Source organism: Nitrospirota bacterium, assembly GCA_016207885.1.
GTDB lineage: Bacteria > Nitrospirota > Thermodesulfovibrionia > UBA6902 > UBA6902 > JACQZG01.
The window spans coordinates 23,547-48,637 of sequence record JACQZE010000008.1 but is presented as its reverse complement, the minus strand read 5'-3'; the positions used below and the strand labels follow the sequence as shown (position 1 = coordinate 48,637).

27 protein-coding genes are annotated in these 25,091 nt (G+C 45.8%); 17 read left to right on the top strand and 10 right to left on the bottom strand.

All coding sequences use genetic code 11. The annotated features are described in order from the left end of the window. Nucleotides 1–69 precede the first annotated feature (69 nt). Entirely contained in the window at nucleotides 70–384 is a 315-nt protein-coding gene (locus HY807_06510) for a pyrimidine/purine nucleoside phosphorylase (GenBank protein MBI4826058.1), read from the bottom strand. Between the two features lie 117 nt (nucleotides 385–501). Here HY807_06510 and HY807_06505 point away from each other — a divergent pair, with 117 nt between their 5' ends. The 5 genes from HY807_06505 to HY807_06485 all read left to right on the top strand — a co-directional run bounded on the left by HY807_06505 (nucleotide 502) and on the right by HY807_06485 (nucleotide 5,479). Beyond that, the gene (locus HY807_06505; protein MBI4826057.1) at nucleotides 502–1,269 is read left to right on the top strand and encodes an RNA methyltransferase; all 768 of its coding nucleotides are present in this window, start codon (nucleotides 502–504) and stop codon (nucleotides 1,267–1,269) included. Beyond that, nucleotides 1,266–1,793 carry a DOMON-like domain-containing protein gene (locus tag HY807_06500; protein MBI4826056.1) on the top strand — a complete coding sequence of 176 codons (528 nt, stop codon included), beginning with the start codon at nucleotides 1,266–1,268 and terminating at the stop codon, nucleotides 1,791–1,793. Before HY807_06505 ends, HY807_06500 begins: the two co-directional genes overlap by 4 nt. Before the next feature lie 45 nt (nucleotides 1,794–1,838). Further along, nucleotides 1,839–2,624: a DUF116 domain-containing protein gene (locus HY807_06495; GenBank protein MBI4826055.1), complete on the top strand. Its 786-nt coding sequence runs from the start codon at nucleotides 1,839–1,841 to the stop codon at nucleotides 2,622–2,624. Nucleotides 2,625–2,717: 93 nt separating this feature from the next. After that, the gene (locus HY807_06490; GenBank protein ID MBI4826054.1) at nucleotides 2,718–4,046 is read left to right on the top strand and encodes a DEAD/DEAH box helicase; all 1,329 of its coding nucleotides are present in this window, start codon (nucleotides 2,718–2,720) and stop codon (nucleotides 4,044–4,046) included. 74 nt (nucleotides 4,047–4,120) lie between these two features. Beyond that, nucleotides 4,121–5,479, top strand: coding sequence for an MATE family efflux transporter (locus HY807_06485; GenBank protein MBI4826053.1), 1,359 nt, complete (start codon nucleotides 4,121–4,123; stop codon nucleotides 5,477–5,479). On the opposite strand, the gene HY807_06480 is transcribed toward HY807_06485, so the two are convergent. Then, entirely contained in the window at nucleotides 5,476–6,372 is an 897-nt protein-coding gene (locus tag HY807_06480) for a DUF2156 domain-containing protein (protein MBI4826052.1), read from the bottom strand. The genes HY807_06485 and HY807_06480 overlap by 4 nt on opposite strands. A 162-nt stretch (nucleotides 6,373–6,534) precedes the next feature. On the opposite strand from HY807_06480, the gene HY807_06475 reads away from it, so the two are divergent. From HY807_06475 to HY807_06435, 9 genes are all read left to right on the top strand, one after another. Further along, nucleotides 6,535–6,735 carry a cold-shock protein gene (locus tag HY807_06475; protein MBI4826051.1) on the top strand — a complete coding sequence of 67 codons (201 nt, stop codon included), beginning with the start codon at nucleotides 6,535–6,537 and terminating at the stop codon, nucleotides 6,733–6,735. A gap of 172 nt (nucleotides 6,736–6,907) precedes the next feature. Continuing rightward, nucleotides 6,908–7,132, top strand: coding sequence for a hypothetical protein (locus tag HY807_06470; GenBank protein ID MBI4826050.1), 225 nt, complete (start codon nucleotides 6,908–6,910; stop codon nucleotides 7,130–7,132). A 117-nt stretch (nucleotides 7,133–7,249) separates the two neighbouring features. Then, nucleotides 7,250–7,648 carry a DUF1284 domain-containing protein gene (locus tag HY807_06465; protein MBI4826049.1) on the top strand — a complete coding sequence of 133 codons (399 nt, stop codon included), beginning with the start codon at nucleotides 7,250–7,252 and terminating at the stop codon, nucleotides 7,646–7,648. Nucleotides 7,649–8,144: 496 nt separating this feature from the next. Then, nucleotides 8,145–10,250, top strand: a complete 2,106-nt coding sequence (locus HY807_06460) for a PAS domain S-box protein (protein ID MBI4826048.1) — start codon at nucleotides 8,145–8,147, stop codon at nucleotides 10,248–10,250. A gap of 77 nt (nucleotides 10,251–10,327) precedes the next feature. After that, nucleotides 10,328–10,693, top strand: coding sequence for a response regulator (locus HY807_06455; protein ID MBI4826047.1), 366 nt, complete (start codon nucleotides 10,328–10,330; stop codon nucleotides 10,691–10,693). Nucleotides 10,694–10,696: 3 nt separating this feature from the next. After that, entirely contained in the window at nucleotides 10,697–12,223 is a 1,527-nt protein-coding gene (locus HY807_06450; GenBank protein MBI4826046.1) for a PAS domain S-box protein, read from the top strand. After that, complete coding sequence (locus HY807_06445) at nucleotides 12,220–13,737, top strand: response regulator (GenBank protein MBI4826045.1); 1,518 nt, start codon at nucleotides 12,220–12,222, stop codon at nucleotides 13,735–13,737. Before HY807_06450 ends, HY807_06445 begins: the two co-directional genes overlap by 4 nt. A 126-nt stretch (nucleotides 13,738–13,863) precedes the next feature. After that, nucleotides 13,864–14,229, top strand: coding sequence for a hypothetical protein (locus tag HY807_06440; protein MBI4826044.1), 366 nt, complete (start codon nucleotides 13,864–13,866; stop codon nucleotides 14,227–14,229). Nucleotides 14,230–14,239: 10 nt separating this feature from the next. Beyond that, nucleotides 14,240–14,578 carry a translation initiation factor gene (locus HY807_06435; GenBank protein ID MBI4826043.1) on the top strand — a complete coding sequence of 113 codons (339 nt, stop codon included), beginning with the start codon at nucleotides 14,240–14,242 and terminating at the stop codon, nucleotides 14,576–14,578. Here HY807_06435 and HY807_06430 read toward each other — a convergent pair. From HY807_06430 to HY807_06395, 8 genes are all read right to left on the bottom strand, one after another. After that, nucleotides 14,575–14,793: a hypothetical protein gene (locus HY807_06430; GenBank protein ID MBI4826042.1), complete on the bottom strand. Its 219-nt coding sequence runs from the start codon at nucleotides 14,791–14,793 to the stop codon at nucleotides 14,575–14,577. The two genes, HY807_06435 and HY807_06430, sit on opposite strands and share 4 nt — an antisense overlap. 142 nt (nucleotides 14,794–14,935) lie before the next feature. Next, a complete protein-coding gene (locus HY807_06425) occupies nucleotides 14,936–16,279 on the bottom strand; it encodes a DEAD/DEAH box helicase (protein ID MBI4826041.1) in 1,344 nt (447 codons plus the stop codon). 53 nt (nucleotides 16,280–16,332) lie between these two features. Next, nucleotides 16,333–16,809 (bottom strand): DUF615 domain-containing protein, encoded by a 477-nt coding sequence (locus tag HY807_06420; GenBank protein MBI4826040.1) that lies wholly within the window; start codon nucleotides 16,807–16,809, stop codon nucleotides 16,333–16,335. Between the two features lie 95 nt (nucleotides 16,810–16,904). Continuing rightward, nucleotides 16,905–19,631 carry a pyruvate, phosphate dikinase gene (locus HY807_06415; protein ID MBI4826039.1) on the bottom strand — a complete coding sequence of 909 codons (2,727 nt, stop codon included), beginning with the start codon at nucleotides 19,629–19,631 and terminating at the stop codon, nucleotides 16,905–16,907. A gap of 243 nt (nucleotides 19,632–19,874) precedes the next feature. Next, nucleotides 19,875–21,911: a glycine--tRNA ligase subunit beta gene (locus tag HY807_06410; GenBank protein ID MBI4826038.1), complete on the bottom strand. Its 2,037-nt coding sequence runs from the start codon at nucleotides 21,909–21,911 to the stop codon at nucleotides 19,875–19,877. Nucleotides 21,912–21,913: 2 nt separating this feature from the next. Further along, complete coding sequence (gene glyQ, locus HY807_06405; protein MBI4826037.1) at nucleotides 21,914–22,789, bottom strand: glycine--tRNA ligase subunit alpha; 876 nt, start codon at nucleotides 22,787–22,789, stop codon at nucleotides 21,914–21,916. 74 nt (nucleotides 22,790–22,863) lie between these two features. Then, the gene (locus HY807_06400; protein MBI4826036.1) at nucleotides 22,864–23,049 is read right to left on the bottom strand and encodes a hypothetical protein; all 186 of its coding nucleotides are present in this window, start codon (nucleotides 23,047–23,049) and stop codon (nucleotides 22,864–22,866) included. A gap of 209 nt (nucleotides 23,050–23,258) precedes the next feature. Further along, nucleotides 23,259–24,026: a hypothetical protein gene (locus tag HY807_06395; GenBank protein ID MBI4826035.1), complete on the bottom strand. Its 768-nt coding sequence runs from the start codon at nucleotides 24,024–24,026 to the stop codon at nucleotides 23,259–23,261. A gap of 170 nt (nucleotides 24,027–24,196) precedes the next feature. Here HY807_06395 and HY807_06390 point away from each other — a divergent pair, with 170 nt between their 5' ends. The 3 genes from HY807_06390 to HY807_06380 all read left to right on the top strand — a co-directional run bounded on the left by HY807_06390 (nucleotide 24,197) and on the right by HY807_06380 (nucleotide 25,075). Beyond that, on the top strand, nucleotides 24,197–24,475 hold the full coding sequence (locus HY807_06390) for a BrnT family toxin (protein ID MBI4826034.1): 279 nt from the start codon (nucleotides 24,197–24,199) through the stop codon (nucleotides 24,473–24,475). Further along, nucleotides 24,472–24,750: an antitoxin gene (locus tag HY807_06385; protein ID MBI4826033.1), complete on the top strand. Its 279-nt coding sequence runs from the start codon at nucleotides 24,472–24,474 to the stop codon at nucleotides 24,748–24,750. Before HY807_06390 ends, HY807_06385 begins: the two co-directional genes overlap by 4 nt. 94 nt (nucleotides 24,751–24,844) lie before the next feature. Next, nucleotides 24,845–25,075 (top strand): NifU family protein, encoded by a 231-nt coding sequence (locus HY807_06380; protein MBI4826032.1) that lies wholly within the window; start codon nucleotides 24,845–24,847, stop codon nucleotides 25,073–25,075. The last annotated feature ends 16 nt before the right edge of the window (nucleotides 25,076–25,091 follow it).

The window sequence follows — 25,091 nt, the reverse complement described above, 5'->3', positions numbered from 1 at the left end:
TTTTATTACTCTTTATAACTATCAATAACAGGAAGATACGGCCAGTCGTATCTTCCTGTCATTGGATTCTCACCGTATAAAAGAACAACAGTAATCAGCAATCGCCCTGACCTTAAGCGAGAACTTTGCGTTGGCAGGAACCTCAAAAGACTCGCCTCCGCTTATCTTTTTCCAGCCGCTCTCTCCCGGAAGAAGCACATCAAGGTCACCGGAATATATCTCCATTATCTCTTTATCCGCTGTATTGAACTCATACTCACCCGGCAGCATGACGCCGAGGGTCTTTTTTGAGCCGTCGCTGAAAAGTACTGTCCTGCTCGTTACCTTTCCGCCAAAATAAATATTCGCCTTCTTCACAACCGTTACATTCATAAACTCAGACATGGGAACACCTCGCATAATATATAAAATAAGATGCGGTAAATGTACCAGATACAATAAAGGTTATGCAAGTTAAAGAGAGGCATTGAGCGAAAGGGATGAGACCTGATAAACTACGGTATGGATGAATGGAAGAATAATGTATATTTTGTGCTTGTTGAACCTAAAGAGCCCGGCAATATCGGAGCATCCGCAAGGGCGATGAAGAATATGGGTTTCACGAACCTCTGCCTTGTTAATCCCCCGCCGCATATGCCTAAGGAAGAGAGATGGTTTGCCTGCAATGCACATGATGTGCTGAAGTCTGCAAAGTTCTATGATTCTGTTAAAGAGGCTGTAAGCGACAAATCAGTTGTTGTCGGCACAACACAGCGCAAAGGAATGCACCGCGGATTGATCCTGCCTGTTTCAGAGGGCGCAGAGAAGATAAGCGCCATAACGGCAAACAATAAAGTTGCCATCCTCTTTGGTACAGAGACGAACGGGCTCAGTAAGGAAGATGTTGATGAATGCGGATTCATGATCACGATTCCAAGCAGTAAGATGCAACCCTCTCTGAATCTTTCACAGGCAGTTCTGATAATCGCATACGAGCTTTCAAAATACAGTGAAGAAAACATTGTTACATCCAACGGCGCGAACTATAAAGATTATAACAAGCCCTCTCTACTTGAGGAGCTTGAAGCACACGGAGAGATAGCGCCTTTATACGATAGGATAGCCGGAATACTTGAACTGCTTGAATACGCACCGAGGGGCAACATGGATCTGAATGCGAAGATCATCACCAGCCTGAAACGCTTCATCGGCAGGGCCGGGCTTACTGAACTGGAACTGAATTTACTCATGGGCCTGTGCACCCAGATAGAGAAGAAGCTGGACAGATGAAGAGCTTTTCCCTCACGCCATTCTCATCAGACTTAAGCGGAATTGAGATTACAGGCAGCATTGAGCGGTCTTATAATAAGCTTGCAATCAGCTATTCATTGACAGGCGATATTTCGAAACTCAACATCCCTACTCCGGCAAATATCCCGGAACGCAGAAACTCCATCTGGAAAGAAACATCTTTTGAATTATTTCTCTGTCCGATGAATTCCAATAACTACTGGGAATTCAATATCTCACCTGCCGGGCACTGGAATATCTATCGCTTCAGTTCGTATCGTGAAGGCATGCAGGAGGAACCTGCTTTTACATCACTGCCTTTTAAAGTATCGATCCATCCTGGCGACCTGCTTCTTTCACTTGAGCTTGATCTGGATAAAATCAATCTCGCAGATCAGAAACTGAATGCGGGCATGAGCGCGGTCATTAAACACAGAGACAGCATGATGACATACAGGGCTTTGGCTCATACAGGCGAACGTCCCGATTTTCACAATAGAGAGTGTTTCATCATTGAATTGTAACGCAGCATCGCTCATCATATTTTTTTCTTGATGTATAATTCAGTTATGACGATGCAAGGCAAAACATACTCTCTATACGGCGGGCGAAGCAGCACAGAACGGTATTACGAGACGATCAGAAAACTGACTGACCTTTTAACTCTGATGTGCCCTGATGTGAATATGCTCCTTGACCATGTGCAGAAAGCGGGCAGCAGTTCCATTCTGAGCAAACTGGCCGGCAGGAATACCGATAAACAGCTTATATTATTTATAAAGAAAGTCCTGAGAGAATCGCTATATGTGTATACCACCGGCGTTAATGAGCATCTGAGAAATATACCCCTTTGTCAGAAGTTCGATCCTGTCATCAACACAAAGGAAGAGCAGTACCACCTCTACATGATAGAGATCGAGCTTATTAACAGGCTATATATAACAACCTTTAAAAAGAGCGAATATAAATTCGCACTCATCGCCCACTGCCTTAAGGACTTCAGGCCGGAATGCAGGTCTGTCTCAGGAGAGATTGCGGCAATATGCAAAAGCTGCACAAACGAATGTTTAATAAACCTCGGCGCCAATCTGCTGAGAAAGTATGATATCCACCCTTACATCTCAGCTACAACAGACCTCAAATCGCTCTTTAAGAAGGTCAGGGCAAAACATAAAAGCGTCGGCGCGCTCGGAATCGCCTGCGTGCCTGAACTTGTACATGGCATGAGAGAGTGCATCAGGGCCGGCATATCCCCTGTCGGCATCCCTATCGATGCAAACCGCTGTGCCAGGTGGATGAAAGAGGCGCATGAGACTACTTATAATGTAAAAGAGCTTGAAGAGCTTTTAAAGTAAGATGAGGTAAATTCATTGAGTAAACGATAACAGGAAGTCCCGGAATACACACGGGGCTTTTGTTTTCGTCTGAAAGCAGAAAATAAGGAGAGTATGGAATTTAAGAAATTTGATTTTGATAATAAGGTCGCTGCAGGGATCACAGCGGCGGGTTATGCAACACCAACACCGATACAGGTACAGGCTATCCCGCCTGCGCTCAAAGGACGCGACGTAATGGGCCTGGCACAGACAGGGACAGGAAAGACAGCGGCATTTGTACTGCCGATACTCCAAAGGCTTATTAAAGGGCCTATGGGCCGTACACGCGCGCTTATCGTGGCTCCTACGCGTGAACTTGCCGAGCAGATCCATGAGACGATAACAAGCCTTGGAAAAAGAACAATGATCAGGAGCACTTCTGTTTACGGAGGAGTGAGTATAAACCCGCAAATAAAGAAGTTCCGTTCAGGAGTTGATATTGTAGTCGCATGCCCGGGCCGTCTGCTTGACCACATAACCCAGCGCACGATCAACCTGTCAAACATAGAGGTTCTTGTACTGGACGAGGCAGACCGCATGTTTGACATGGGTTTTCTGCCTGATATAAAGAAGATCATCAAGCATATACCGGCAGACCGCCAGACCCTGCTCTTTTCAGCCACCATGCCTGATGATATCAGAAAGCTGGCACACGATGTACTGCAGGATCCTGTAACTGTGCAGGTCGACCACACTGCGCCGTTAAACACTGTTGCTCACGCGCTTTACCCGGTTGAACATCACCTCAAGACACCGCTGCTCTTTAAACTGCTGAGCCATACCGATACTGAATCTGTTCTGGTCTTTACCCGCACAAAGCACCGCGCGAAGCGCGTTGGAGAGCAGCTTGAAAAGGCAGGCTACAAGGCGGCATCTCTTCAGGGAAACCTCTCGCAGAACAAACGCCAGGAGGCTCTTGACGGATTCCGGAAAGGCAGATTCCAGGTGCTTGTTGCCACTGATATAGCAGCCCGCGGCATAGATGTCTCAAGCATATCACATGTGATCAATTACGATATACCGGATACAGCCGATGCATACACTCACCGTATAGGCAGGACCGGGCGCGCCGCTAAAAACGGCGATGCATTCACATTCATCACAAGGGAAGACGAGGCGATGGTGCGCAGTATCGAGTCAGTACTTGGAGAAAAGGTGGAGCGCCGCATCCTGAAAGACTTTGATTATAAAAAGCCGGCACCGCCGCGCAATACAGAATTTGCCCGTCCGCCGCGCGACCAGAAAAAGAGGCCTCAATCCAGGCCCGCGACAACCGTCGAGAAAGCCGCAACAAAAAAATGGCACAAGGTTCAGCCGGAGCGCGGCGCTGATATCCGCAAATCCTTTAATCCGAAATTCCGGACAAAGACAGCAACACGCAGAGCAGTATCAGAAAGATAAAAAGGCAGTCTCTGCGCGCGGATTTTTGCATCATTAGCGATATAATGTTGAAAGCACATTAACACGGAGGCCCGGTGACTGAAAGGGTCGAAACAAGCGACCTTACAAAGGGAAGCACATGGGATAATATCTGGCGCATGTCATGGCCCATGCTCTTTGTCATGTTCTTCAATTTCCTCGTAGGCCTTACTGATATTTATGTCGCCGGCTTTCTCGGCCCTGAGATACAGGCGGTTGTAGGCTTTGTCGGCCAGCTCTATTTTTTTGTCATAGTTGTGGCGAACGCCATCAGCATCGGCACTGTGGCGATACTTTCAAGGGCGGTAGGCGCCGGAAGGTTCGAAGACTCCCTTTCTACAGCAAGGCAGTCCCTTATCTTCGGCGGAATATGCGCCATCATACTCACACTGCCGGGTTTTCTCCTCAAGAATCAGATAATATCACTCTCAGGTTTTTCCGGGAATGTCCGTAAGGCTGCGGTTGACTTCTTTGTTGTCTACATATTCGCCCTTGCGCCTAATTATATGGTGATAATCTCGAACGCCGTATTCAGGGCCGGCGGAGAGGTGAGGCTTACGCTGACAGCGATGTTCTTCGTCAGCCTTATCAATATCGCATTGAATTTTCTTCTGGTCTTCGGTCTCGGAACAGGATACATCGGCATCGCGCTGGCGACCGCTATCTCTATGTTTGCCGGCATGGCCATATGTTTCTTCTTATTCAAAAAGAGCAGATGGAAAGATATCTTTTCAGAGGCAGGAACATGGCATGTTTCATCTGAGCTTGCCAAACGTATAATTATTATAAGCTGGCCTGCGGCGCTCATACAGATATCCTGGAACGCGGGAACCGTTATCCTTTACAACATCCTCAGCCGTCTTCAGGATGTCAGCATAACGGCCATGGCTGCGCTTACCAACGGCCTGAGGATCGAAGCAATTATATATCTCCCTGTCTTCGCGCTGAATATGGCGGCATCCGTGCTTGCAGGGCAAAACCTCGGCGCAGGCGAGCCACAAAGAGCTGAAAAGATAGCCTGGAACATATCTATTGCAGGTATGGCGCTGGTCAGTTTTATCTCACTGCCTATCTTCATATGGGCTGGTGAGATATCCTCCCCGCTGGCAAAAGATGCAAATGTTCTTGCGGAGACAGTCCGGTATCTCAGGATAACGATGCTCTCAGAGCCTTTTATGGCTATAGGCGTAATTTTAGCAGGAAGCCTCACAGGCGCAGGAGATACAAAGGGTGCAATGCTGGCTATTGTAAGCACACACTGGTTGATACGGCTGCCGCTTGCCTATATGCTTGCGATCGTTGCGGGTTACGGCGCCATCGGAGTTTGGATAGCCATGGCTGTGTCAATCTTATTTCAGGGCATCGCAATGACTATGCGGTTCAGGAACGGGAGATGGAAAAAGATTAAGCCTTAAGAATGAATTTTCTCCATAACCCTGAATTTCTTTATGAACTTCACTGGATGATATGACATCTTGGCATCTCTTAATCCCCTGATGCCCAGATCCTGTTCCCTGTTTACAAACTTAAAACCTCCCGCCTCGTGCATAAGGAACTCCTGGTTTATAATCTGATAAAGCCCCTGGATGCCAGGATTTGCCTTCTCTACATGTATGACCAATGTATCGTGCAGAAACTGTTCAGCAATGGTCAATGCGGCTATCCTGTTCTCTATCCTTATTACCCCTCCCTTCAGGTTCAGATATTCAAAATTCCTGAGCATGGCAAAAATAGCGCACCTCTCCTTGTCCAGCCCATAATATTTCTCGCATTCCCTGACCTCACACCAGTAATCTTCAAACTCAATACATTCATCCGCCAGTTCAGCAGTCAGAGTCTGATATTCATATTTATATTCACTCCTGAACCTGTTGACTCTGTTCTTTTTATCATGAAACCTTCTGCCCTTCAAATCTATCAGATCCTGAACGTTATGGAGATAATCAAACTGGTCTCTCTCTTCAAGACAAAAATATCTTTCATCGCCTTCCAGATATTTTTTTACAAAACTCTCTGGAACCCTCTCGAGACAGGGCTCTGCACCCTGCCCCTTCATATAGTCAAAAAGCCGTTCCAGGTCAGGTGCATCACCCACAGGGCAGAATAACGAGACAGGATGCCTGTTCCTAAGGATTATCAGGCAATTATTGAGAATGGATATTTTAAAGTCATATGTTCCTTTAAAAGCAAAGAGATTTGTAAAGGTATATTCAGAAGCCTCAATTGGATATCGGGACAACAAACGATTGATATCATCCTTCATTGTTAAATCAATATCTTTAAATTCAGGAAAGGGTGGAATGGTCATACATAAATTATACCACTTGACTATTCATGCATACATATGCCATTCTCAATAAAAGAAGAATACTGGAAGTAAAGGTTGTTGTAAGCCTCACATAAGTAATATCATGTTGGTTTATTCATAACTACCTCCTTTATGCTTCAAAAATTTATAAGGAGGTATACTATGCCAACAGGAACAGTAAAGTGGTTTAATGAGTCAAAAGGCTTCGGCTTTATCACTCAGGAAAATGGACCGGATGTATTCGCTCACTACTCAGAGATCCAGGGTGAAGGCTTCAAGACCATCATGGAAGGCGACTCAGTCAGCTTTGAAGTAGAACAGGGCGACAAAGGGCCAAAAGCAACAAACATCAAAAAGATATAACACTAATCTTTAGAAACTGGGGGCAGGCTGCTGTAACAGGCAGCCTGCTTTTTTTATGCCTTTTTAATAATAGAAATAAATAACCTGCAAATAATGCCGTGGGAAATCTTCATATATTTTTCAAATATTTTGTTATATATTTAAAGCAAGAAAGAGACATTTAAGAGGTGATATGATGAAAACATTGAAACGGTCTAAACATAAAAGCTTTTCAGATGCTGAGATTGAACAATTTTGCCGGAGCGTGGAAGATGTACTGACTCAGATCAAGACCAGAAGCAGTTTAAAAAAAGGCAAGAAAGCCAAGAGTAAAGACCTGCTGATACCGGAAGAACTTCTCTTAGAAGATGAGGATATGCTCCCGATCGAAGATGAACTGCTCATCTTCCATGAATAAAAAGCTTCACTGATTGCGCTGAACTATGACAGTAGGATTTCTGCTTATTTAATTCTATTAACCCTCCCCTCTTATTATCCTGCCGTAAGGTATACTGAAGTATAAAAGGAGGCATCAATGCCGCTTCTGCGAGGACATCACCTCATCTGCCTGCACTTCTTTGATGGTGAAGGCTATGATGAAGCATTCATTAATAACCTGCGAAAGATACTCGAACGTGCGAAAGATGAAGAGATAACCATCTCCTCCGGCGCTGATGATATATGCGTACTCTGTCCCTATCTGAAAGAAAGCAGGTGCCTGTATACCGAGAGTTCTGATGAAGATGTTAGAAACATGGATACTGAAGCACTCGCGCTCCTCTGTCTTTCAAAAGAAGATAAGGTTAAGTGGGATGAAATCAGGAATAAGGTAAAGAGAATATTTCCAAACTGGTATTCATCACGCTGCAAAGAATGCGATTGGAAAGATGCATGTGAAAAGAATGCCTTATTTCAGGAAGTAACAAAAAAATAGAGTCATCATCAGGCTCACTTCCTTGGACAACTCGCAGTTACCTCCGCCATGCGTCACTGCTATTTCGAGTTACCTTTGCCTTCAGATGGCTCTATAAGAAATTCATGCGATTCCCTGGCGGGGCCGAAGCCCCTGAAGCTTTTGTGAGAGGTAAGGTGTTTTCATTTACTCTGAATCTCAGAGAAACTCAATCCACCGTCTCCTACCCCGTCACCAGCCGCGTTCCCGGCTATGAGCTCAATTCATTCCAGGGTATCGCTATCTCATCTTCTGATTCCATTATAGCTTAATTAAGAACAAAAGCAAGCACTATTTTTCTGGAAAATATATGTGATTTTTTCTTTGAACAGATTCAGTTCAAGGTTTAATGCAGCGAATACAATCTGCCGAATTATTGTAATCGGATGGAAAAGTTCATACTTGACAGCCAATAATAAACACGCTATAAGATAACTATCAATATTCTGTTCTGTAACAGTATCATCAGAGATCTTTTATGAAAGATTGGATTCTACAAAAACGCTGGAGAATTTTACTGTCTGGAATATTGATTGTAACGATACCGCTTCTCGTTCTTTCCACATATGTTTACTTCAGTGTAACATCCGCCCTTGAAGAAAGGCTGCTGAAAGAAAACCAGCGGATTGCGCAATACGCAGCGCATACGCTCGAAGAAAAACTGAAAAGCGAGATATCATTCGGCAAATCCTTTTCTTCAAGATATCTTCTGCAAGAAGCACTTGACAAAAGGGACACAAAGGAGATACACAGACATCTGGTAACTCTCATAGAAAACTCAAATACAATCGAGCGGGTAACCATATTAGACCATGCGGGCATTCAGATTGATAATTATCCGTTAACACCTGAGACCATCGGCAAGGACTTTTCGCAACGAGACTATTATAAAGGAGTGTCAAGAAACTGGTCGCCGTATGTGTCCGATTTTTTCATGAGAATTGCAAAGCCGCAAAGATATCTTTTTGCCATTGCGGTCCCTATGAGATATAAAGGAAATGTTATCGGGATACTCGTGATACAGCCAAGGGAGGATTTTATTGAAAACGCTGTCAGCGACGTGGATATTGCCAGAAACTTCCAAGGTAATATGCATAAAGGCCATATTTATGTGGTGGACAAAAAGGGGAATCTTGTCTTTCACCCTGATTATGTCATGGACAGGATAATAGATTATTCGAATATTCCTCCTGTCAGAAATGTGCTAAAAGGCATGGAGGGTATTGAAACGATAATAGGCCCGGTACATAAACTTCCGGTCATCTCTGCTTACCATCCTGTTACCGAGTGGGGATGGGGCGTTGTCGTGGAGCAGCAGATTAATGCTGTCCTTGCTCCGGCAAAGAAGATACAATTTGCGCTCTTTGCTGTTACCGGATTTATGCTTCTGCTTGGAGGATATTTTGCGTACAAGGCTTCAGCACTGATGGTTTCGGTGAAAATCGCAGAGGAAAACCTCTCTGTTACTCTTCATTCTATCGGGGATGGAGTTCTCGTTGTGGATGTTGAACAGAAGATTGTCCGGCTAAATCCGGTTGCAGAGCATCTCACAGGATGGAAGGAGGCAGAGGCCAGAGGGCGCAGAGTCGAAGAAGTCTTCCGCATTATGAATGAAAAGACGCGGATGCCAGCAGTGATTCCTGTCGAGGAGGTGTTTTCAACAGGACTTATCAAGGGACTGGCAAACCATACGATATTGATTTCAAAAGACGGGACTGAACATCCCATAGCCGACAGCGCCGCCCCGATCCGTGGCAAAGGCAGTGAAATTCTTGGTGTTGTGCTGGTATTTCGAGATGTGACAGCAGAGCGTGAGGCAGAACTGTTGTTGCAAGTCGCGATATTAGCCGCTGAATCGGCAAACAAAGCCAAGTCTGATTTTCTTGCAAATATGTCTCATGAATTGCGCACGCCTATGAATTCGATCATAGGGTTTTCAGAGGTGCTTGAAGACGGATTATACGGAGAGCTTAATCAAAACCAGAAAGAATATGTCAATAACATACTCACCAGCGGCAGGCACCTCCTCTCTCTCATCAATGATATTCTTGACCTCTCAAAGGTTGAGGCGGGTAAGCTTGATCTCGAACTGAACAGATCTCTTTTAAAAGATATTTTGAATGCTTCAATGACAATGCTTAAGGAAAAGGCTATGAAGCACGGGATAAGACTGCGCCTTGAAATAGGATCTGATGCCGACATTGAGATAGATACTGATGATCGGAAACTGAAGCAGATAATGTTCAATCTTCTGAGCAACGCCATCAAGTTCACGCCTGATGGGGGAAGCGTAAGCGTGCAGGCAAAAAGGGTGGAGATGGTGGGTCGGGAGTTAATTGAAATCAGCATTACCGACACCGGTATCGGTATAAAGTCTGAAGATATACCGAAACTTTTCACTGAGTTCATGCAGCTTGAATCAGCATATACAAAAAACCATGAAGGCACAGGCCTCGGCCTTGCACTGACAAAGCGGCTGATCGAACTTCACGGCGGAAAGATATGGGTGGAGAGCGAATTCGGCAAAGGGAGTATATTTACATTTGTGATACCGGTGAGGCAAACCACCCCTGCCCCTGCTTGAGGCACCTACTGTTGGTCCTTAACCAAGGAGGGATGTCCCGACACTTCGGCACGGGGCGGGAGAAAGGAGAATATAGCATGATAAAAATTCTTGTTGTAGAGGACAATAAAAAGAACCGGCGCTTGATAGTAGACGTCCTGAAGTATTACAAATACGAGGTCATTGAGGCTGAAAACGGAGAGGATGCTGTGAAATCTGCCTTTGAACAGTTGCCGGACCTTATCCTGATGGATATCCAGATGCCGGTCATGGACGGCTTTACAGCGCTTAAACTTCTGCGGGAGGATCCCGCGACAAGAGATATCAAAGTTATCGCTTTAACATCCTTTGCAATGTCCGGCGACCGGGACAAGATACTGGCGGCAGGCTTTGATGACTATATAGCAAAGCCGATGGATACCAGAGCGCTGCCAAAGATTGTACAAATGTATTTAGGAGTGTAGTTGATGAGCAGCACAATAACGATCAAAACCGTGTCACTTCTGTCTGCAATACGGCAGGAGGCGACTATTTCCAAGATCGCGTTCTTTATTGCGGTAATTTTGCTGACCGGCAATTTGAACGCTATTGTGGACATTGTACTCCATCCTGAAATTTCATATTTTGATACAGAGCATTTCATCGTGGGTATTTCATATAACATTCTGGTTTGCATTATATTCCTGAATTTTGCCATCCATAACGTAAAGAAAAAACAGAATGAAGCCCTACTAAGGGAGAGCAGGGAAGAACTCCGGCAACTCAACAAAGAACTGGAATGCAGAGTTGAGGAGCGCACCGCAGAACTGACAAACGCTAATGAAGCAATAAGGGAAAGCGAGGAACGGTTTAAAACGATTTTTGACAATGCAGCCGACGGCATCCTGCTGGCCGATTTAGAGAATAAAAGATTTTACCTCGGCAATAAGACAATTAGCCGAATGTTGGGGTATAGCCCGGAAGAGATCAGTACGCTCGGGGTTATGGATATTCACCCGAAGGAAAACCTCTCATATGTTTTGGAAATTTTTGAAAAACAATCCAGGAAAGATATCACGCATACGACTGATATCCCCGTGAAGAGAAAGGACGGCAGCATCTTTTACACGGATATCAGCGGATTTCCCGTTATATTAAAAGGGAAAAAATATCTTGTGGGCATATTCAGAGACGTCACCGAGCGGAGACAGGCCGAGGAACAAATGCAAGATGCACTTATTACAGCAGAGGCGGCAAACAGGACAAAGTCAGAGTTTCTTGCGAACATGAGCCATGAACTGACTACCCCTCTTAATTCTGTCATCGGTTTTTCGCAAGTGCTTAAAGACGGCCTCTATGGAGAGTTGAATACTCATCAGCAGGAATATGTGAGTAATATCCTTCAGAGCGGCATACACCTGTTAAGTCTCATAAGAAATATGCTCGATCTTGTGAGAACCGAATCAGGAAAAGACGAGTTAAGAGTGAACAGGTTTCTTCTGAAGGATGCCCTGATATCTTCAGCCGCCATCTTTAATGAGAAATCAATAAGTCAAAACCTGAAATTCACTCTTCAGATAGAGCCAGACGCTGACATCGAGCTTGAAACCGATACCGGCAAACTCACCCAGATACTGTTCCATCTCATAGATAACGCCGTGAAGTTTACTCCGGACGGGGGAAGCGTGCGCGTCGCTGCGCGGTTGGTTAATAGTGAAGAATTACCCCCCTTAAGTCCCCCCTTGACAAGGGGGGAGATGGGGGGTCGGGATTTCATCGAAATCAGCGTTGCCGACACCGGCATAGGTATAAAACCTGAAAATATTGATAAGCTTTTTCAGCCATTCTCACAGTTAGAGTCTCCGTATACGAAAAAATACAGCGGCACAGGCATTGGTTTGATACTCACAAAGAAACTTGTTGAGTTGCTGGGCGGCAGGATACGGGTAGAGAGCGAATTCGGCAAAGGAAGTACCTTCACATTTACACTGCCTATAATTAGAGGTGAAATATGAATAATAAAACCCGGATACTATGCGTCGATGACGAGCCGGCAAACCTCAAGCTTCTTGAGGCATTGCTTGTGCCGAGGGGATATGAGGTCATTAAGGCTGAAAACGGCAGTGCAGCGCTCGAAAAAATAAATGAAGACAGAATAGACCTCATACTGCTCGATGTTATGATGCCGGACATGAATGGATATGAGGTCTGCAGAAAGATCAAGGAAGATAACCGGTATAAAAGCACGCCAGTGATCATGATAACCGCCCTGCAGTCCAAAGAAGACAGGGTAAAGAGCATTGAGGCAGGCGCAGAGGACTTCATTTCAAAGCCCTTTGACCAGGCCGAGGTGCTCGCGCGGATAAGGATGCTGCTGAAAGTTAAGGAGTTAAATGAGAGGCTGAGCATTGCATACGACAACATCAATTACCTTACATCTTTTGGCGAGAAGATGATTGAATCCTTTGATCCTCTGCATTTTAATTTAAAAGTTTGCTTAGAAAAGATCGTAGAACAGATTATCAGAAAAAATGATGAAGATATTGGAAAACCCGAGATAGTAGTCTTGAGAATTTCCGGTAACAAAGAGGCTTCGGAATTGATTAAGTATGAATTCCGGCATGGCTCACTTGAAAAGGTTTCATATAAAGGCGGCCTTCACCACTGTCTGGATGAGACTGGCGACAGCTTACCGATTATGCATGCTAATTCGATTAGCCTCAAAGAACCGGGATATCAAAAACATGTCAAAACATTAAAAGCTATCGGCATTGATGTTCAAAATTATGTCCGCTACAGCAGCCAGTTCCTCTGTATTCATACAGTCAATTACGGCAGGAGTGTTTCTTCTTATGATGTAGCGGTCTTAAACAACCTGGTTATGCAAAGCATGTTTCTCAAGTCGTTAGCTCTTCAGATCAGTGAGACTGATGATGCCTTTGCGTATACTGTCCATGCGCTTGCGCGCGCGGCGGAAGTGAATGATGAAGACACTGGAGAGCACATTGTAAGAGTCGGCGAATATTGCGAACTTATCGCCGGACAGATCGGGATGCCTGAAAAGTTCACAAACCTGATCAGGCTCCAGGCGCAGATGCATGACGTTGGAAAGATACATATCCCTCCAGAAATACTTAAAAAGCCCGGCAAGCTCACGCCCGAGGAATTTGAGGATATTAAGAAACACACACTATACGGCACAATGATCATCGGCGACCATGTCAGGCTGTCTATGGCAAAGGAGATAGCCATATCACATCACGAAAGATGGGACGGCAGCGGCTATCCAAACGGCTTAAAGGGTGAAGCGATACCAATCTCCGGCAGGATCATGAACATTGCCGACCAGTATGACGCGCTTAGAACCCGCCGCATCTACAAACCGGCCTTTGATCATGAAACAACATATAAAATCATCACAGAGGGGGACGGCAGGACCATGCCGCATCACTTTGACCCTCAAATACTGAATGCCTTCAAACAGGTTGCCATGAAATTCAACGAGACTTATGAGAGAATGAAGAGGTGATGTTTCCACCGCATTGCCGAAACACCTCTTGAAATGTTATAGTAAATCACGGTTAGAAGCTGATTTAATTGTTGAAAACCACAAGGACTTTCAGACCTTGTGGTCTTTTTTATTGGAGGGATGAACATGAATATGACTAAGAGAAAGAATGAGGCAAGGAGAGAAAGACAGCAGCATAAGATCGATGAAGGCTCTGTGGCTGAACATTACCCCGGAGTTGAAAAGATCGAGATCAGCATGGTCTATCATCAGAAAAATCTGAGCAAGTCATTGAACAGGGTCGTTAATTTCACTCCCGCCAGTTATGCTTTTTTCAATATTGACTGCCTGAGCAATAACTGTGTTGAAGGTGGGTTTGACCTTTCTCACGTAATAACCTCTATGATCAGCAATCAAAGCAAGACGTCTAAAGGAGACCTGAGTTGCGAAGGCAATCATAATTCAGCATGCGACTCAGTTATCAACTACGAAGTTACTATAAAATATTCATAAGATAGTAATTATGCCTGATAAAGATTCAAGACTGGTCTACTCAACTGAACAGGCGATCCAGCGGAAAGAGAAGCCTGAAAAAAAGAGTATGTCTGCAAGCCTGCCGCCTGCGCAACAAAAGTTGACCGTCAGGCTTGACCGGAAAGCAAGGGCCGGGAAGTCGGTAACTCTTGTAGAAGGACTCATTATGCCGCAGCAGGAGATTGAAGCCCTCCTGAAACAGCTTAAGGCAAAGCTCGGCACAGGAGGCACAGTCAGGGATACATCACTGGAGATCCAGGGCGACCACTGCGGTATACTGATACAGGTGCTTGAAAAGATGGGGTACAGGACTAAACGCGCAGGTTAATCATGGAAGCTCAGCAGGTCATCATCATCTAAGGAAACAATATCATCGTCGATATCTACTTCTGAGATCAGCAGGTCTTTAACCTTCACTTTCTTGCCTTTTTTAGTGCTGTTCTTGTCCTTGATCTTAACCAGTATCTCTTCTACGCTCTGGCAAAATTGATCAATATCAGCGTCTGTGAATTGTTTATTTTTAGAACGTTTCATCTTTCCCATCACTCATACTCTCCCAGCCATTATTTTTTTATTTTTGAATAAAATATATTTTTTCAGAAAATGTGTGGAGATATTAACATATCCTGAAAAAAAATGTGAAGCAGCAGAGATATGCGCATGCGGGCAAATAGGCAAGATCAGATCAGCTCTTTGTTGAAGGCCGGCCGGCAGGTTTATTAAAGGCCTTTCTTCTCTCAGTGCGCCCGGAACCTGACTTTTGAGGATGTCTTTCTCTTCTGTGCGGCCCCTGCCCTGCCGCTAATTTTTTAGGGCCTGCAGCGTGGCGCTGCTTCGCCGGAGCTGATTCTTTGCCGGCCGGCACCGCCGACCTCCTGCGATAACCTGTAACTATCATCTCATCGGTGATCTGCGTCACAGGTATGTTCTGTTTGATATACGCCTCTATATCATGAAGTGAATATACATATTCATCGCATGCAAGGCTTATCGCCTTTCCTTCGGCACCGGCACGGGCTGTCCTGCCAATACGGTGTACATAGTCCTCAGGATCCTGAGGCAGATCGTAGTTGATTACGTGAGTCACATCTTCAATATGTATGCCCCGGCTCGCCACATCCGTGGCTATGAGTATCGGCAGCGTGCCGCCTTTAAAAAGGGAGAGCACCTTCATGCGCTTATTCTGGTCCAGGTTTCCTGTTATAGAAGCAGCTGCAAAGCCATTGGCGTTCAGGAGTCGGTCAAGCCTCTCAGTCGCAGCCCTGGTGTTGCAGAAGATAAGGTAACGGCCGGCAGGTTCATTTTTGAGGATTCCGAGAAGAAGGCCGAACTTCTCTGATGAACCGACGTGATAGAGCCTCTGCTCTATCTGCTTCACTGTCACCTGTTCGGGCGTGAGCGAGAACTGCTTGGGCATGTTCATGTGTTCATAGCACAGTTCATGTACCCTGTGTGAAAGCGTGGCGGAAAAGAGCATCGACTGCCGCTGGTCATAAGGCGCCATCCTCCTGAGGAGAAAACGAATGTCCGCGATGAATCCCATATTGAACATCCTGTCTGCCTCATCGATCACGAGGAACTCCGTCTTCTTCAGGCTGTAGGCCTTCTGCTTTAAATAATCTATCAGCCTGCCGGGCGTTCCTATGAGAACGTCAACACCCTTTGATATCTCCTCGCGCTGCTTCATATAATCGATGCCGCCGAAGACAGGCAGTATAGTGAATCCTGCGGAACCGCCCAGCAGTTTCGCCTCATTGGATATCTGAACTACGAGTTCCCTGGTAGGAGCTATAATGAGTGCGCGGGGTGAGAGGCCGCGTTCCGGCCTGGGCTTATTAAGCATCCGCGAGAATATTGCGATAAGAAATGCCGCAGTCTTTCCGGTGCCGGTCTGTGCCTGTGCGGCAATGTCCGCGCCTGACAGCGCATCGGGGAGTGTCATCGCCTGCACAGGAGTACATTCTGTAAACCCTGCCGCCCTGATTCCCTGCATGACCTTTTCGGGGATGTTAAGCTCTTCGAATTTCACTACTAATACTATACATTAAGGAGGCTGAATCAATAAAGCTCCGCTGTCATTCTTTAAGCGCTGAGATTTTTCAGATAACGAAATAATGCGCGTGATGCGCGCGGAGGTTTATAACTTAATATCTCATTTCTGGCGGACCTGACAAGCTTTATGAATTGGCCACATTCGGCTTCGGGTAATTTTATCAATATCTCTTCCATGAGCGCATCGTTGCCGCCTATAAGCTCTTCACGCAATCTCTCTGTCTCTTTGAACGCCTCGGTATTCTGCATGGTTCCGGCCTCTATTTTAGAAACCGCCTCCTCAATAGGGCCGGAATCGACATTCCGCATCAGCGTTCCTATATACTGCATCTGCCTTTTAAGGGCGCCGTGGCTTCTTATTTTTTTTGCAAAGGTAACAGCCTCAAGTATCTCCTTAGGCATATCTATATAACTGATCTGCTCGGCTGAGAGCTTTACGAGCTTCTCACCGAGCTTTTGCAAAGAGAGCGCCTCTTTCTTCTTTTGTGTTTTGCTCTTAAATTCCATATAGTCCTGCCATTATTATATATGAAACAGGAAATCAGAAAATAAAAAAAGCGGCCCTGTTGCCAAGACCGCTTTTAAGTTAATATCTGAACAACTTACTTCGTTCTCTTATTCCTCAACTGAGCCTGAGCAGCAGCAAACCTCGCGATAGGCACACGGAATGGCGAGCAGCTTACATAATCAAGCCCTATGTTGTGGCAGAACTCCACAGACTTCGGCTCTCCGCCGTGCTCTCCGCAGATGCCGAGCTTAAGATTCTTCTTGACCCCCCTGCCAAGTTCAACAGCGGTCTTCATAAGCGGGCCGACACCGTCCACATCAATGGATACGAACGGGTCTTCTGCGAGTATGCCCTGCTCCACATACTGAGGAAGGAACCTTCCGGCATCATCACGGGAAAGCCCGAAGACGGTCTGCGTAAGGTCGTTAGTCCCGAATGAGTAGAAGTCAGCCACCTCTGCTATCTCATCTGATGTGACGCATGCGCGGGGAAGCTCTATCATCGTGCCTACCAGATATTGAACCTTCACCTTAGCCTTGGCCTGCGCCTCGGTCACTGCGTCAACCACGACCTTCTTCATTAACTCAAGCTCTTTTACATGCCCTACAAGCGGTATCATTATCTCAGGGATTACATTTACCTTCTTCCGCTTTAACTCGCATGCGGCCTCCATGATAGCCCTTGCCTGCATCGCGTATATCTCAGGGAAGGTGACTCCGAGGCGGCATCCCCTGTGCCCGAGCATAGGATTGAACTCATGCAGTGATTCATTCTTTGCCTTCAGATCCTTGAAGTCCACATTCATGCTCTTTGCGAGTGACTTCAGTTCATCGTCTGTATGCGGGAGAAACTCGTGGAGCGGCGGATCCAGCAGCCTTATTGTGACAGGCTTTCCTGCCATAGCCTTGAATATGCCGAGGAAGTCCTTCTTCTGGAACGGCAGGAGCTTTGCAAGCGCCTTCTGCCTCCCCTCAAGCGTATCAGAGAGGATCATCTCACGAACAGCCTTTATCCTGTCAGGCCCGAAGAACATGTGCTCTGTCCTGCAGAGGCCTATGCCCTCAGCGCCGAACTTTACCGCTGCCTCTGCATCTGCCGGTGATTCAGCATTCGTCCTGACCTTTATGAACCTGATATTGTCAGCCCATGTCATGAGCTCTTTATACCATTTATTGTGCTCGGGATCCGCAGGCAGAAGCGCGAGGCTTCCCTCATATACCCTTCCCTTTGTACCGTTAAGTGTTATCCAGTCGCCCTGCTTTATCGTCCTGCCGTTCACATTTATCTTCTTTGACTTGAGGTCTATCTGAAGCTCTGAGCATCCGACTATGCAGCACTTGCCCCAACCGCGCGCAACGAGCGCCGCATGGCTTGTCATTCCGCCCTTTGCGGTGAGTATAGCCTCGGCTGCGTGCATGCCGTGCACATCTTCAGGAGAGGTCTCGGTCCTTACGAGTATGACCTTCTCACCCTTCTTTGCCCATGCCTCTGCCTCGTCAGCTGTTAGAACAACCCTTCCCCTCGCGCCTCCCGGCCCTGCGGGTAGCCCCTTGCCGAGCCCTACAGCCTTCTTCTCTGCCGCGGGGTCAACGCTCGGATGGAGTAGTTCGTCTATCTGGTCCGGCCTGACCCTTAATATCGCCGTCTCTTTTGTGATGAGCTTCTGCTTTGCCATCTCAACCGCCATGCGGATGGCAGCCTGTCCGTTACGCTTGCCCACCCTTGTCTGAAGCATCCAGAGCCTGCCGTCCTCTATAGTGAACTCTATGTCCTGCATATCCTTATAGTGATTCTCAAGCCTCTTCTGGTACCCGTACAGCTCTTTGTACAGCTTGGGCATAGCCTCTTCAAGAGAAGGCAGGTGCCTGGTGTCATCTGTCTTGCCTGACTTGTTGACAGGATTTGGAGTCCTCAGGCCGGCAACAACATCCTCGCCCTGCGCATTCGGAAGCCACTCGCCGAAGAACATGTTCTCTCCTGTTGCCGGGTTACGCGTAAAGGCAACTCCTGTGGCAGAGTTGTCTCCTGTATTTCCAAAGACCATGGCCTGAACGTTCACAGCAGTGCCCCACCAGTCCGGAAGCTTCTCTATCTTTCTGTATGAAACCGCACGCTTTCCCATCCATGACTGAAATACAGCGCTGATACCTCCCCAAAGCTGTTTGTGCGGATCATCGGGAAAATCCTTCTTCAGTGTCTTTTTTATTATCACCTTGTACTCTTCGCACAGCTTCCTGAGGTCAAGCACGGAAAGGTCAATATCGCTCTTGTAGCCCTTCGCCTTCTTCATACTCTCAAGCGCTGATTCGAGCTTGTGGCGTATGCCGTGTCCATCCTGCGGCTCTATTCCGGCTGCCTTCTCCATAACAACATCCGAGTACATCATCATGAGCCTTCTGTATGAATCATATACAAAGCGCGGGTTGCCGGTCTTTCTGATAAGCCCCGGTATCGTCTTTGAAGTAAGCCCGCAGTTAAGCACCGTCTCCATCATGCCCGGCATAGAGCTCCTTGCACCTGAGCGGACTGAAAAAAGCAGCGGGTCTTCAACGTCACCGAACTTCTTGCCTATGATCTTCTCGACCATGGAGATAGCCTTGTCAACCTCTCCCTGAAGTTCCTTCGGATACTTGCGGTTATTTTTGTAATACTCTGTGCAGACCTCTGTGGTGATGGTGAATCCCGGCGGGACAGGAAGTTTAAGTTTTGGATGGCCTGCCATCTCAGCGAGGTTAGCGCCCTTGCCTCCAAGCAGGTTCTTCATCTCAGACTTGCCGTCAGCCTTTCCGGCACCGAAAAAATAGACATATTTCTTAGCCATTCTAAAACTCCTCCTATTAAAGATATTTTAAAGTTGAAACTTATCAGCCCCGGCTGACCTGTCTGCCGACAGGCAGGTTCACCTGAGGCGAAAAAGTTAAGAATTAATTTATGTCTGGATTTCAATGACGAAAAGTTGATTATTTTAGCATATCAGGAATCAAAAATCCCGAAAAAATCAATAGAACAGGGGAATTAATGGCTTAATAAGAAAATATTTTGATACCTGGCAGTTACTATTATATTACTGCACTATCTTTGAGAAGTCCGCGAGCGTATCAAAAATGCTTTTTACTTTGGAAAGCAGAGCAAGCCTGTTGGCCTTTACGGCAGCGTCCTTGTCCATCACAAGCACCTTGTCAAAAAAGGTATTGACAGGCTCCTGAAGCATGAACAGCCCGGAAAAGTCATTCCCGTCCATCTCCTTACAAAGACTGTCGGCGGAATCAAAGAGCGCCTTTTCCGATTCTTCAAGAAAGAGCTCCTGCCTGACCTCGCCTGCCTTGCTCTCGCCGAGAATGTTATAGACCCTCTTTGCTGAAGTGAGAAGCCCTTCAAAACCGGCTTCCTTACGCATGACGGAGAGGATATCCATCTTCTCTTTTATCTCCTTCATGGTCAGCCCCTTGACCGAGAGTACGGCATTGACAGTGTCATAGCTGTATCCCTGAGAGAGGAGTATCCCCTCAAGCCTCTGGTTGAAAAAGACAAGTATCTTTTCAGTGAGCGACTTAATTGACGGCGTGTGGCTCTCGAGGCTCTTGAGAGCGTTCTCGATAATATTTTCAAGCGTAAGCGGGTAGTCCCTCTCCTGAAGTATCCTGATTATGCCTGCCGCCTGCCGCCTGAGAGCAAAAGGGTCTTCCGAGCCTGTTGGTATCATGCCTAAAAAGAAGAATGCTGCTATGTTGTCCGCCTTGTCCGCTATTGAGATGATGCTGCCAATGTCGGATGAAGGAAGCGCGTCCTCGGCAAACCTCGGCAAGTAGTGCTCATATATAGCTGATGCAACTTCTTCATCTTCTCCGGAATTGATCGCGTACACCTTCCCCATATAACCCTGAAGCTCGGGGAACTCGCCAACAACACCGGAGACAAGGTCTGCCTTTGAGAGCATCGCCGCCCTCAGGAGTTTTTCCTCATCCTTGAAGTCCAGTTTGTCGGCGATGAACGAGCATATGAATGAGACCCTCTCAAGCTTGTCAAATATACTCCCGAGCTCCTCCTGAAATGTTACATTCTTGAGTTCATCCTTGGATTCCCATAAGGACTTCTTAAGGTCATCGTTGTAGTAAAACCTTGCGTCCTCAAGCCTCGCCCTGATAACACGCTCATTGCCTTTTCTTACAGTCTCTTTATTGTCAGAGACAGAATTGCTGACAACGATGAACTTCGGAAGGAGATTGCCGTTCATGTCTTCAAGGGAAAAATACTTCTGGTGTGTCCTCATGACCGTTATGGGAAGCTCTTTCGGAAGCAGCAGATAGTCATTATCAAATTCACCTACAATGACTGTGGGGTATTCAACCAGAGATACGACCGTATCAAGAAGTTCCTCATCCTCGTGAACGATGCACGCTTCAGCCTGCTCCACCTTCTTTATCTCAGCGGCAATTATATCTTTCCTCTTCTGCAGATCAGCTATGACCTTGTTCCTGTTAAGAAGAGACGCGTATGCAGACGGGTCAGCCACCTTGACCGGCTGCGGAGATGAGAAACGATGGCCGTGAGTAAGATTGCTGCTCTTTATCCCCTCAAGCTCAAACTGTATGACATCGCTTCCCATAAGCGCCAGTATCCAGCGGACAGGCCTTACGAACTTAGTGGAGTAACCGGCCCACCTCATGGTCTTCGGGAAGTACAGTGATGTGATTAAGCCGGGAAGAGACCTTGAAAAGAGATCCTTTGTATCCATCCCCGGAACCTGAACAACAGCCTGAAGGTACTCGCCGCGTTCATTCTTCAGAACCTTGAGTTCGGAAGCATCGATGCCTGCTGACTTTGCAAAACCGATAGCCGCCTTTGTCAGCCCGCCGTCTTTATCATAGGCTATGCTCTTTGGAGGGCCGACCATCTCCTTCACCCTGTCATCCTGCTTTTCAGCCACATCGTCTATAATTATCGCAAGCCTTCGAGGCGTTGCAAATAACTTTATCTTTCCATAAGTTATGGCTTCCTGCGTCAAGAAGTTTATAAAGCCGGTATTCAGCGAATCAAGGCCGCCTTTTATAAACCTTGCAGGTATCTCTTCAGTGCCTATCTCAAGTAAAAACTGTTTCATAATTATTTAACTTTTTTCAGGAGAGGGAACTCCATCTCCTCGCGCTGTTTCAGATAACCTACTGCGCAGCGTTTGGCAAGGTTCCTCACTTTGCCGATATACTTGGTTCTTTCTGTGACGCTCAGCGCGCCGCGCGCATCAAGCATGTTGAATACATGAGAACACTTGAGGCAGCAGTCATATGAAGGAAGCACAAGGCCTTTCTTTATCATGTCAAGGGATTCCTTCTCATACATCTCAAAGAGCTTCAGGTGCATGCCGATATCAGCCTCGTCAAAGTTGTAGGTTGAGAACTCCACCTCAGAGCGGTGATGCACATCGCCGTATGAGATATCATCGTTCCACTTCAGGTCATATACATTATCAACGCCCTGCAAATACATCGCTATGCGCTCAAGCCCGTATGTGACCTCAACCGAGACAGGCTTAAGTTCAATACCACCGACCTGCTGAAAATATGTGAACTGTGTAATCTCCATTCCGTCAAGCCACACCTCCCAGCCGAGCCCCCATGCGCCGAGTGTAGGCGACTCCCAGTCATCCTCAACAAAACGTATGTCGTGGTCAATGAGGTCTATCTTCATTGCAGCAAGGCTCTTTAAATATATATCCTGAATGTTATCCGGCGAGGGTTTCAGTATCACCTGAAACTGGTAGTAGTGCTGAAGCCTGTTCGGGTTCTTGCCATACCTGCCGTCAGTCGGCCTTCTCGACGGCTCGACATACGCTGCCTTCCACGGCTCAGGCCCGAGCACACGGAAGAATGTCGCCGGGTTGAACGTGCCTGCCCCGACCTCTGTATCATACGGCTGCTGCATGACACAGCCCTGCTCAGACCAGAATGACTGAAGTTTTAAAATCAAGTCCTGTAAATTCATAAGGGATAACTCGCAATAAAGATTTACTCTATTGAAATGACTGAACTAAATATTAAGGGAGATGAGGGATTTTGTCAAACAGGATTCAGACTCTTCAGATATTCTTTCAGCATCTTTAGGCTTACGGGTTCGCCCTCGAACGCCATTGAGGCGTGTACCTGTTTCGGAATGCTTTCCAGATAACGCATCTTTCGCTCTTCCGGTGTCAGGCTTGTCCGCCACTTTTCGACTATGTTCTGGGGTGTTTTTGTCTTTTTCATTTTTAACCTTAGTTGCCATATTTATCTTACCACAGCCGGATGTTACATGCTCTTAAAGAAAACCAATCACACACCTTCATACAGCCCATTATATCATACCCAAAATCCTTAACTTCACAAGCAAAACCAGATACTGCAATTCTTCTTCGAGAGAGAAGTCATGTCTTGACTGCACCAAATGTCAATAGTTATATCTGACGTTATTTGTTCTATTTAATTGGTCTTAATACATTAGTCCGTATTTTCCTATGAACATCTGACGCTATCCCTGAACATCCTTTTTCAGAACCGAATACTCCGCCATAATAATAGTAATTTATCCAACCTCCATGATTACCAAAACTTGTAGCCATCCCCATGACTTCTCCAGTCAGCCTATCTTTTATAACAGTGTCTTTCCTTGCACTAAATGGAAACTGCTCTTTTGAGTCACCTTCACGGTACGAATATCTGCTTTTCAAAGAGTCAACTTTTTCGCCTGCAATGCAAACATCAACAGGATAGTCCTTTAAATGAGAATCAGCTTTTATCTTTGTTCTTTTTTCGTAATATAAGTCACAAAATTGTGAGCCTTTTTGATCGACATAAAAGCGATAACTTCCAGTGCCTTCTACTAAAAAATCTCTACTTGTTGATCCAAACAAATATTGTTTTCTTTCAGCATCGGGGATTTTAACTTCTATATATTTATATTCCCCGCTAAATAGAAGTTCCCTGCAATCCCCTGCACACCCCAATGTATTGCTCTCATCAAAATATCCCTCCACATTCTCCACTGTCCTATAAATCTTCTCTCCTGCTTCTTCTTTGCAAATACGGTTAAACATGATATTGCCGATTATATTGTCCCATGTGGCAAGAAGGAGAATAATGACTGCAGTAGACGCCGCAAGCAATACACTCCTCTTCTTCTGCCAGACCCACTTGACTATATAAAAAGCTAAAACTATATAGAGTAAAATTCCAATGGCTATCATTTGTCCGTATTTCCGTTCTTAAAATTATCAGAAAGATATTTCCTACCCCTGTCTACCCATCCATTGAAAAACTTACTAATCATAGTACGTTCTGCCTATTAAAGACAAGAAATATTTTACATTTACTGTTTGTTGCCCAAAAAGCACACAATGTGGTAATTTATTAATAAATGAAGCAGATAAATTGGGATACAGAAAAAAGTCTGAAACTAAAAGAATCAAGAGGAATCTGCTTCGAGGATATAGTTTTTTATATTGAAAAAGGCGATATCATGGACGACTTTCTGCATCCAAATCAGAAACGGTATCCTGAACAGCGGATAATGGTAATCGGAATAAATAATTACGCATACCTTGTCCCTTATGCCGAGAATGATGAAGAAATATTTCTAAAAACCATTATACCCAGCAGAAAGGCGACAGCGATTTATTTTGGAGGAGAAAAATGAAAACTAAATTAACTAAAGAAGAACAAACGATTTTAGACAGCTTTGAAAAAGGTGAATGGGTTCCGGTAAAGAACCTTTCAAAAAGAAAAGCAGAACTGATGAGATACGCGCGGAATACTCTGAAGAAAGATAAAAGACTGAATATAAGAATTTCCGAAAGAGACTTAACTGAATTGCAGAGAAAAGCGGTTAACGAGGGGTTGCCTTATCAGACATATGTTTCCAGCATAATTCATAAATTTATCAGTGGTAAACTGACAGAGGCAAAAAATTGAACTGTTATAATTTATAAAGAACCTTATGATTAATATCATAGACTATCAGTCTAAAACATCATATCATTAAATCATCGAACTAAAAGGAGGAGTTATGTTAAAGGAAAGAGTTGAGAAGGTATTGGGAAAGGTGAGGCCGTTTCTTCAGCGGGACGGAGGGGATGTTGAGCTTGTTGAGGTTACGGATGACGGAGTGGTAAAGGTCAGGCTCAAGGGCGCATGCTCAGGATGTCCGGGTGCGACGATGACGCTTAAGAACGCGATCGAAGAGACTCTCAAGCAGGAAGTGCCTGAGGTGAAATCTGTAGAGCAGGTTAGAAGTTAAGAATTGAAAGTTAAAA

Excerpts from the sequence above, each read along its gene's own strand:
- HY807_06510 (MBI4826058.1), bottom strand. The coding sequence starts at position 384 with ATGTCTGAGTTTATGAATGTAACGGTTGTGAAGAAGGCGAATATTTAT.
- HY807_06505 (MBI4826057.1), top strand. The coding sequence starts at position 502 with ATGGATGAATGGAAGAATAATGTATATTTTGTGCTTGTTGAACCTAAA.
- HY807_06500 (MBI4826056.1), top strand. The coding sequence starts at position 1,266 with ATGAAGAGCTTTTCCCTCACGCCATTCTCATCAGACTTAAGCGGAATT.
- HY807_06495 (MBI4826055.1), top strand. The coding sequence starts at position 1,839 with ATGACGATGCAAGGCAAAACATACTCTCTATACGGCGGGCGAAGCAGC.
- HY807_06490 (MBI4826054.1), top strand. The coding sequence starts at position 2,718 with ATGGAATTTAAGAAATTTGATTTTGATAATAAGGTCGCTGCAGGGATC.
- HY807_06480 (MBI4826052.1), bottom strand. The coding sequence starts at position 6,372 with ATGACCATTCCACCCTTTCCTGAATTTAAAGATATTGATTTAACAATG.
- HY807_06475 (MBI4826051.1), top strand. The coding sequence starts at position 6,535 with ATGCCAACAGGAACAGTAAAGTGGTTTAATGAGTCAAAAGGCTTCGGC.
- HY807_06470 (MBI4826050.1), top strand. The coding sequence starts at position 6,908 with ATGATGAAAACATTGAAACGGTCTAAACATAAAAGCTTTTCAGATGCT.
- HY807_06465 (MBI4826049.1), top strand. The coding sequence starts at position 7,250 with ATGCCGCTTCTGCGAGGACATCACCTCATCTGCCTGCACTTCTTTGAT.
- HY807_06460 (MBI4826048.1), top strand. The coding sequence starts at position 8,145 with ATGAAAGATTGGATTCTACAAAAACGCTGGAGAATTTTACTGTCTGGA.
- HY807_06455 (MBI4826047.1), top strand. The coding sequence starts at position 10,328 with ATGATAAAAATTCTTGTTGTAGAGGACAATAAAAAGAACCGGCGCTTG.
- HY807_06450 (MBI4826046.1), top strand. The coding sequence starts at position 10,697 with ATGAGCAGCACAATAACGATCAAAACCGTGTCACTTCTGTCTGCAATA.
- HY807_06445 (MBI4826045.1), top strand. The coding sequence starts at position 12,220 with ATGAATAATAAAACCCGGATACTATGCGTCGATGACGAGCCGGCAAAC.
- HY807_06440 (MBI4826044.1), top strand. The coding sequence starts at position 13,864 with ATGAATATGACTAAGAGAAAGAATGAGGCAAGGAGAGAAAGACAGCAG.
- HY807_06435 (MBI4826043.1), top strand. The coding sequence starts at position 14,240 with ATGCCTGATAAAGATTCAAGACTGGTCTACTCAACTGAACAGGCGATC.
- HY807_06430 (MBI4826042.1), bottom strand. The coding sequence starts at position 14,793 with ATGGGAAAGATGAAACGTTCTAAAAATAAACAATTCACAGACGCTGAT.
- HY807_06420 (MBI4826040.1), bottom strand. The coding sequence starts at position 16,809 with ATGGAATTTAAGAGCAAAACACAAAAGAAGAAAGAGGCGCTCTCTTTG.
- HY807_06415 (MBI4826039.1), bottom strand. The coding sequence starts at position 19,631 with ATGGCTAAGAAATATGTCTATTTTTTCGGTGCCGGAAAGGCTGACGGC.
- HY807_06410 (MBI4826038.1), bottom strand. The coding sequence starts at position 21,911 with ATGAAACAGTTTTTACTTGAGATAGGCACTGAAGAGATACCTGCAAGG.
- glyQ (MBI4826037.1), bottom strand. The coding sequence starts at position 22,789 with ATGAATTTACAGGACTTGATTTTAAAACTTCAGTCATTCTGGTCTGAG.
- HY807_06400 (MBI4826036.1), bottom strand. The coding sequence starts at position 23,049 with ATGAAAAAGACAAAAACACCCCAGAACATAGTCGAAAAGTGGCGGACA.
- HY807_06395 (MBI4826035.1), bottom strand. The coding sequence starts at position 24,026 with ATGATAGCCATTGGAATTTTACTCTATATAGTTTTAGCTTTTTATATA.
- HY807_06390 (MBI4826034.1), top strand. The coding sequence starts at position 24,197 with ATGAAGCAGATAAATTGGGATACAGAAAAAAGTCTGAAACTAAAAGAA.
- HY807_06385 (MBI4826033.1), top strand. The coding sequence starts at position 24,472 with ATGAAAACTAAATTAACTAAAGAAGAACAAACGATTTTAGACAGCTTT.
- HY807_06380 (MBI4826032.1), top strand. The coding sequence starts at position 24,845 with ATGTTAAAGGAAAGAGTTGAGAAGGTATTGGGAAAGGTGAGGCCGTTT.